This is a genomic window from Wolbachia endosymbiont of Cylisticus convexus (genome assembly GCF_003344345.1).
Window position 1 is genome coordinate 1 of record NZ_QPIP01000103.1, and the last position, 7,296, is coordinate 7,296.

Annotated in this window: 4 protein-coding genes and 2 pseudogenes; all 6 read left to right on the plus strand. The window is 34.4% G+C overall.

Annotated elements, in window-relative coordinates; all coding sequences use genetic code 11:
* The first annotated feature begins 280 nt into the window (after window positions 1-280).
* A complete protein-coding gene (locus Wcon_RS12185) occupies window positions 281-3,661 on the plus strand; it encodes a recombinase family protein (protein WP_410543467.1) in 3,381 nt (1,126 codons plus the stop codon).
* A gap of 1 nt (window position 3,662) precedes the next feature.
* Window positions 3,663-4,241 (plus strand): annotated as a pseudogene (locus tag Wcon_RS08330) (phage tail sheath family protein); the annotation flags it as partial.
* An 11-nt stretch (window positions 4,242-4,252) separates the two neighbouring features.
* Complete coding sequence (locus Wcon_RS08335) at window positions 4,253-4,759, plus strand: phage major tail tube protein (protein ID WP_114517843.1); 507 nt, start codon at window positions 4,253-4,255, stop codon at window positions 4,757-4,759.
* A gap of 34 nt (window positions 4,760-4,793) precedes the next feature.
* Window positions 4,794-5,051 (plus strand): phage tail assembly protein, encoded by a 258-nt coding sequence (locus tag Wcon_RS08340; RefSeq protein ID WP_114517844.1) that lies wholly within the window; start codon window positions 4,794-4,796, stop codon window positions 5,049-5,051.
* Complete coding sequence (locus Wcon_RS12590) at window positions 5,048-5,179, plus strand: hypothetical protein (protein WP_255565541.1); 132 nt, start codon at window positions 5,048-5,050, stop codon at window positions 5,177-5,179. Before Wcon_RS08340 ends, Wcon_RS12590 begins: the two co-directional genes overlap by 4 nt.
* A pseudogene (locus Wcon_RS08345) lies at window positions 5,161-7,296 on the plus strand (phage tail tape measure protein); the annotation flags it as partial. The gene Wcon_RS12590 and the pseudogene Wcon_RS08345, both read left to right, overlap by 19 nt.

Below are 7,296 nucleotides of genomic sequence, written 5' to 3' on the forward strand. Positions count from 1 at the left end.
CACCTACGACAATGTTGCCAACAATTTAAAACTTGAAAAAAGTATTTCCAGAAAACTTTTATGTCCAAAAGTAAGAGCTCCATTTATTTATGACGCTAATGACGAACTAATTATCAGCTTTAATGTAGTGGATTAATAATGAGCATATTATTTAAATGGAATGTTATGAACAGTAAAGAAAGATTTGCCATACGAGTTAGTTATGAACCTGATAGGTTGGCAGAGGTATATTTATTAGACGCCTACACAAAATTAATGCCAGTGCTAAAGTATTCAGTAAATGCAAATAAAAAAGAACTTCAAGGAGGATCAAATGTTAACAGTAAGCTTATATGCAAGAGTTTCTTCAGAAAAACAAGTACAAGAGAATACGATTGCAAGTCAACTTTCAGCTTTAGAAAATAAAATTAAAGCAGATGGGCATGAATTGCTAGATGAACATAAATTCGTTGATAATGGCTATAGTGGATCTAATTTAGTTCGTCCTGCCTTAGAAAAATTACGTAATAAAGTAGCAGAAGGTAAAATTGACATAATCTATATTCATTCTCCTGATCGTTTATCGCGTAAATATGCATATCAGATGGTTTTACTTGAAGAATTACAGAAAGCAAAAGTAGAAGTAATTTTTTTAAATAATCAGATTAATGATAGTCCAGAAGCTCATTTATTGTTACAAATGCAAGGTATGATAGCAGAATATGAACACACAAAGATTACTGAAAGATGTCGTCGAGGAAAAATTTATGCAGCTAAAAAAGGTAGTGTAAATGTAATGTGTAGAGCTCCTTACGGCTACCGTTATATAAATAAACAGATGGAAGGAGGGCAAGCTCGGTTTGAAGTTCATGAAGAAGAAGCGGAAGTGGTTCGTAAGCTATTTTCTTGGATAGGCAGAGAAAGAATGAGTGCTGGAGAAGTATGTCGCCAGCTAAATACCATGTCTATCATGTCAGCGAAGGGAAAATGCTGGAATAAAGGCACGCTTTGTGGTACACTAAAAAATCCTGTCTATAAAGGACAAGCAGCTTTTGGTAAAACAAAGGTAGGTGCAAAGCTGCCGCAAATAAGACCATACAAACATTCCTGTGAACAACCTAAAAAGAATAGTTCTACCTATCGTGTTGAAAGGGAACATTGGATTTACATTCCAGTACCTAAAATAGTTGATGAAGATTTGTTTGATATAGTTCAAAAGCAATTAGCTGAGAACGCAAAAAGGCAAAGAGCAAGACAAATAGGAACAACTAATCTATTGCAAGGCTTATTGGTATGCAAGCGTTGCCAGTATTCTTATTATGCTAAAAGATATGGCAAGTCTCAAAAAAAATGTTATCGTTGTATTGGCGCAGATGCTTACCGTTTTGCTGGTAATAAGATTTGTAATAGTAAAACAATTCGTGCTTCTACATTAGAGACAGCTGTGTGGGAAGAAGTTAAAAGCCTATTAAAAAATCCAAACAGAATTTTAAAGGAATATCAGCGTAGGCTTTCAGAACTTCAAAAATCACCATGTGATCAAATAACTGATTCACTTAAAAAACAAGATGATAAGCTGAAACAAGGCATTTCAAGACTTATTGATAGCTATACTCAAGGGTATATTAGCAAAGAAGAATTTGAACCACGAATTAAAGCAGCAAAACAGAGCTTAAAAATAGTTGAAGAGGAAAAGAAAAAAATATTCAATCGAAAAAATCTACAACAAGAATTAACTCTCGTTGTAACCAATTTAGAAGAGTTTTTTTCCAATATTAAATCAAAGCTTGATGATTTAGATTGGCTAACTAAACGTAATGTTATCAGAATATTAGTTAAGCGAATTGAAGTTGATATTGAAGAAGTAAATATAGTGTTTCGAGTAAAAGATATATCTCATTCTACAGAACATAACAATGAAAAAGGTCAAAATTTACAACATTGTCGTAGTAGTCATAATCCTACTGACTTCAATGACCAATTACTGTTGGGATTAAAGGGAACAATGTCGCAAGCAGAATTACACTTCATTCGAGCCAGGCTTTTGGGAGGCAAGATAAATAAAGCCAAGAAAGGAGAACTTAGATCTCCTCTGCCAGTAGGATTTTGTTATGATGAGGAAGGTCGCGTTAAGCTTGATGATGATGAGCAAGTAAGAAGTGTGATTCAACTGCTATTTAGGACATTCAAGGAAAAAGGCAGTGCTTATGGAGTAGTTAATTATTTTGGTCAACAAAAGATTCAGTTTCCAAAACGTGTATATGGAAGTACTTGGAAAGGAAAGCTAATATGGGGAGAACTGACGTACTCAAGAGTATGTCAAATATTAAAAAATCCTTGTTATGCTGGAGTTTATGTTTATGGCCGTTATAAACAGCAAAAGAAGCTATCAAGTACTGGTCAGGTTCAAGCAACAATAGTTCGCTTACCAATGGAAGCTTGGCATACAATGATCAAAGATCATCATGAAGGCTATATATCATGGCAGGAATATATAATAAATAACGAGACTTTAGCAAAAAATAAACCCAGTGAAGAGGAGAATATGTTACCTACAGCAGTAAGAGAGGGGATAGGGTTGTTACAGGGATTATTAATTTGTAGTTGCTGTGGTCGTCGTCTTATTGTAAAGTATAAAAAGTATAAAAAGAAAAACATTATTTATCCTACTTACCAATGTAATTGGAAAGGGAGATGGGGGGAAGGTAGTAAAAGTTGCTTTTCCGTTCGTGGAGATCTTCTGGATAAAGCCATTGCAGGAAGAGTGTTAGCAGTAATGGAACCCGCACAAATTGAGATTGCCATAAAAGCATTTGAAGAATTGGAACAACGAGGTTACATGCTTGACAAACAATGGCAAATGCAGATAGAAAGGGCGGATTATGAAGTACAGTTGGCACAGAGGCGTTATGAAGAAGTAGACCCATCAAATCGCCTAGTAGCTGCAACTTTAGAGAGGCGCTGGAATGAAACTCTAACAATGCTAGAAGAAGTAAAGGCCCAGTATGCTGAATATAAGCAAAAGAATATACTTACAGCTACAAAGCAACAAAAAGAGCAAGTGTTGGCTCTAGCTGAAGACTTACCACGCCTGTGGAATGCAGTATCGACAAGTGTAAAAGATAAAAAACGTATTTTACGGCTTTTAATAAAGGATATCACTATCAAAAAATTACGTAATGAACAAAAAGCAGTGTTACATATATGCTGGCAAACAAATGTTACAGAGGATTTAGAAGTGCAATTACCAACAAAACCTTGTGATAAATGGCGGCATTCAGAAGATATAGTTAATCGAGTAAGACAATTAGCAACAACAATGACTGACACACAAATTGTTAACCTGTTAAATCAAGAAAGATTAATAACAAATAAAGGTTTTCCATTTACTATTAGTGGTATTAGATGGATTAGGTCAAAACATAAAATTCCAGCACTATATTCTAAAAAAGCGGAAGGATTATTAGTTAAACAAGTTGCAGAAAAATTTAATGTCAGTCATGACGTTGTCTATAATTGGATTAAATGTAAGCTCGTTAATGCACAACGTATTGGCTTAAGATTCTGGGTATCTATAAGCTTGGAACAAGAGCTAGAGTTAAGAAAGCGTGTTGAGAATTCTTCTAAAATAGCAATTGCAAGACTAAGATCCCAAAAACAAATTGAAAAAGGTATATTATGAGGTTACTATGTTTATTGAAGGAGAAGAAGAAATTTTACCGTCTAGCCCATTTGTAGCAGGTTTAATAGCGAAAGTAGATAGCGAACAAGGATTTTGGCATTCACCTTCAAATAAAGAGATAAATGGTATTGTTGGAACAAGCAGGCCTATTGATTTTACGCTCGGTAATACAAATTGCAGAGCAAACCACTTAAATGAAAATGAAGTAACAACGATAATTCATCAAAACGGCTATAGGCTTTGGGGAAATAGAACATGTTCAAATGACTCAAAATGGGCTTTTTTGTCAGTGAGAAGGACTGCAGATTTAATCAATGATAGTTTACTTCGAGCTCATTTATGGGCAGTTGATCGCAATATCACCAAAACTTATATAGATGATGTGATTGAGGGGGTGAATTCTTATTTGGCCAATTTAAAAGCCCAAGGAGCTATTATCAGTGGAAAATGTTATGCAACACCAGAACTCAATACACCAGCAAACATTGCAAGCGGGAAAGTGTATTTTGACTTCGAGTTTACACCACCATATCCAGCTGAGCAAATAATATTCAGGTCTCATCTTGTCAATATAAGTTAGGAGAAAGCAAAGTGTTACCAAAAATACTGAGAAATTTTAACGTATTTGTTGATGGTAGAGGCTATGCGGGAAAAATAGATGAAATAACGCTACCAAAGCTTACCATAAAAACCGAAGAATACAGAGCTGGTGGTATGGATATTCCAATAAATATTGATATAGGCATGGAAAAATTGGAAGCAGATTTCACTTTTTCTGAATACGACACAGAACTCTTTAGGCTATTTGGGTTGATAAATGGAAACTCTGTATCTCTAACGCTAAGGGGTGGAATGCAAGGGAGTGGTAGCAATGATATTGAAGGAGTAATAATCAATTTAAGAGGCATTTTTAAAGAATTTGATTTTGGTAACTGGAAACCTGCTGAAAAAGCAACGCTGAAGTGTACTGTAGCTGCTCATTACTATAAACTTACCATAGGTGGTAATGAACTGATAGAGATCGATGCTGAAAATATGATAAGAAAGATAAATGGTGTTGATCAAATGGCCTTGCTGCAAACGATTTTAGGCATATGAAAAGATTTCGAAATTTTATTTTAAGGAGGCAATAATGCACACTATAACACTTAATAACCCAATAACAGTTGATGGAATTTCTGTCTCAGAACTTACTGTTAGACGTCCAAAAGTTAGAGACTATCTTGCAATTGAACGCTTAAATGGTAGTGACCTTAGTAAAGAAGTAACTTTGACTGCCAATTTGACATCAGTTGCAAAAGAAGCGATTGAAGAGTTAGATATTGCTGATTATGTGAAAGTGCAAGAGGTATTAAAGGATTTTTTTTCACCGATTATCCAAAAAACTTGAGATTAGAAATACTAGTGCTTGGCTCTATCATAGGTGGTGGAGTTGAGCACATTCTTGATATGGAGATTAGTGAGTTTATTTTATGGAGCAAATTAGCTAGGGAGTTCAAATGTCAGTATTATCGATAAAAATAGGTGCGGTACTTGATGGCAGTTTTAATACTGTAATAAAGGGAAGCAGTAGTCAACTTACCCGTCTTGGTGAGAATATAAGAAAGCTTGATTCATCTTTAAAATCAGTATCAAAGTTTAAGCAGTTGGGTAGTGATGTTTTAACTAGCAGAAGGTCATGGAAAGGTTTTGAGGATCAGGTAAAATCTTTAGCTAAACAAATGAAAGCAATAGAGAAACCAAGCAAAACTTTAAAAGCTGAGTTTGATAAAGCTAAGTTTTCTGCAACAAAAGCAAAAGAAGCATATTTGAAAAAGAGAGATGCTTTGCATTCATTTAATGAAGAAGTAAGGAAAAGTGGAAGAAATATTAAGTCATTAGTAAGTGATCAATATAAACTTGGTTCTTCTATTGAAGTGCTAAAAGGTAAGTATGGTAAGCTTGGGTCTGCAATACGTAGTCACCAAAGTTTTTTAGCAAGCAAAGCACATTTTAAGTCACAAATTATAGAAACTATTGGGCTAGGGCTAACGCTTGCAGCGCCAATTAAAGTTGCTGTTGATTTTGAATCGGCTATGGCTGATGTAAAGAAAGTAGTAAGGTTTGATAGTAAAAAAGATGAAGCTAATAAATTTGCTCAAGAGCTCAAAAAGTTGTCTCGTGAAATACCCTTGTCAGCTGCAGAATTAGCACAAATAGCTGCAAGTGGTGGTCAACTTGGTATTGAAAAAGAGGATCTTCTGGAATTTACAACAATAGTTGCTAAAATGACCACAGCGTTTGATATGTCGGCAGAAGAAGCTGGTAATGCTATTGCAAAAATATCCAATGTATATGGAATTAAAGTTGATGGTATGGAAAATGTAGGTAACATAATAAACCATCTTTCAGATAATACTGCTGCTAAAGCAAAAGAAATGGTTCTTACACTGAATAGAATTGGCGGTAATGCTAAACAATTTGGTTTAGAAATTGATCAAGCAAGTAGCTTAGCAAGTGCGTTCATAAGTTTAGGTAAACAACCTGAAAAAGCAGCAACTGCTATAAATAACTTTCTTAGTAAACTACAGACCGCAAGAGAGCAAAGTCCCGAATTTCACGATGCATTAGATGAGATGGGAACAAGTATAGAAGAGCTAGAACAAACTATTAAAAAAAAATCCTCAAGAGGCAATATTGCAATTCCTTGAAACCTTAAAAAAAATAAATGATCAAGAGCGAGCTGGTATTCTTATGAATCTATTTGGTGCTGGGTTTCAAGATGACATTGCTCTTTTAGTAGGAAGCTTAGACATTTACAAGAAAGCTATTGAACATTTAGCTGATAAAGAAAAATATAACGCTTCAATGCAGGACGAATTTAACAATCGGGCAAATACTACAGCTAATAAATTACAATTACTTAAAAATGCAGTATTTGAAGCTGGTATGAATCTAGGGTCAGTAATGTTGCCTACTTTAAATTATGTAGCTGGAAGTTTGAAAGCAATAACAGAGCGTATAGCTTCTTTTGCAGAAAAATATCCAACTTTAACTACGGCAATCATGAGTACTTTAGCAGCTTTGATAAGTTTGAAAGTCTTAGTAGTGGGATTAGGCTATGGAATTACTTTATTAGGAAGTACAATTTTTGGTCTTAAAGCAACAATACTGACAACATTTTCATCTTTATCAAGTATAGTTTTTCCTGCAGTAATAACAGGGCTAAGAGCAATAACACTCGCTGTAATGACTAACCCAATTGGACTTTTAATAGCGAGTCTTGTTGCTGGTGCAGTTTATGTTCTAACTAACTGGCAAAAAGTGAAAGACTTTTTCTCTAGCTTTTGGAAATCACTCATTGAACCTATAGGAAAAGCTTTTTCATGGATGGGAAATACAGTTAGTAGCATATTTGCTGAGAATAGCCCGATTAGAAAATTTGAAAATAATGGAAATTTTGTTAATAAGCTTTCTAAAAATAGCATTTTCAGTAACGGAAACCCATTGACAAGTAATAGTGCTATTAAACAATTTTCAGAAAATAGTAAAGGCAATTTTGAGAGTTTTAAAGTTAAAGGTGTTATAGAAGAAAAAAGAGCTATAGAACAAGAAGAAGTTAAGAAAGCATTCAAGAAAAGTAGATGTGAAAATAG

What these genes read in the sequence shown, in the direction of transcription:
- Wcon_RS12185 (WP_410543467.1), top strand. Translation starts at nt 281, where the DNA reads ATGCAAATAAAAAAGAACTTCAAGGAGGATCAAATGTTAACAGTAAGC.
- Wcon_RS08340 (WP_114517844.1), top strand. Translation starts at nt 4,794, where the DNA reads ATGCACACTATAACACTTAATAACCCAATAACAGTTGATGGAATTTCT.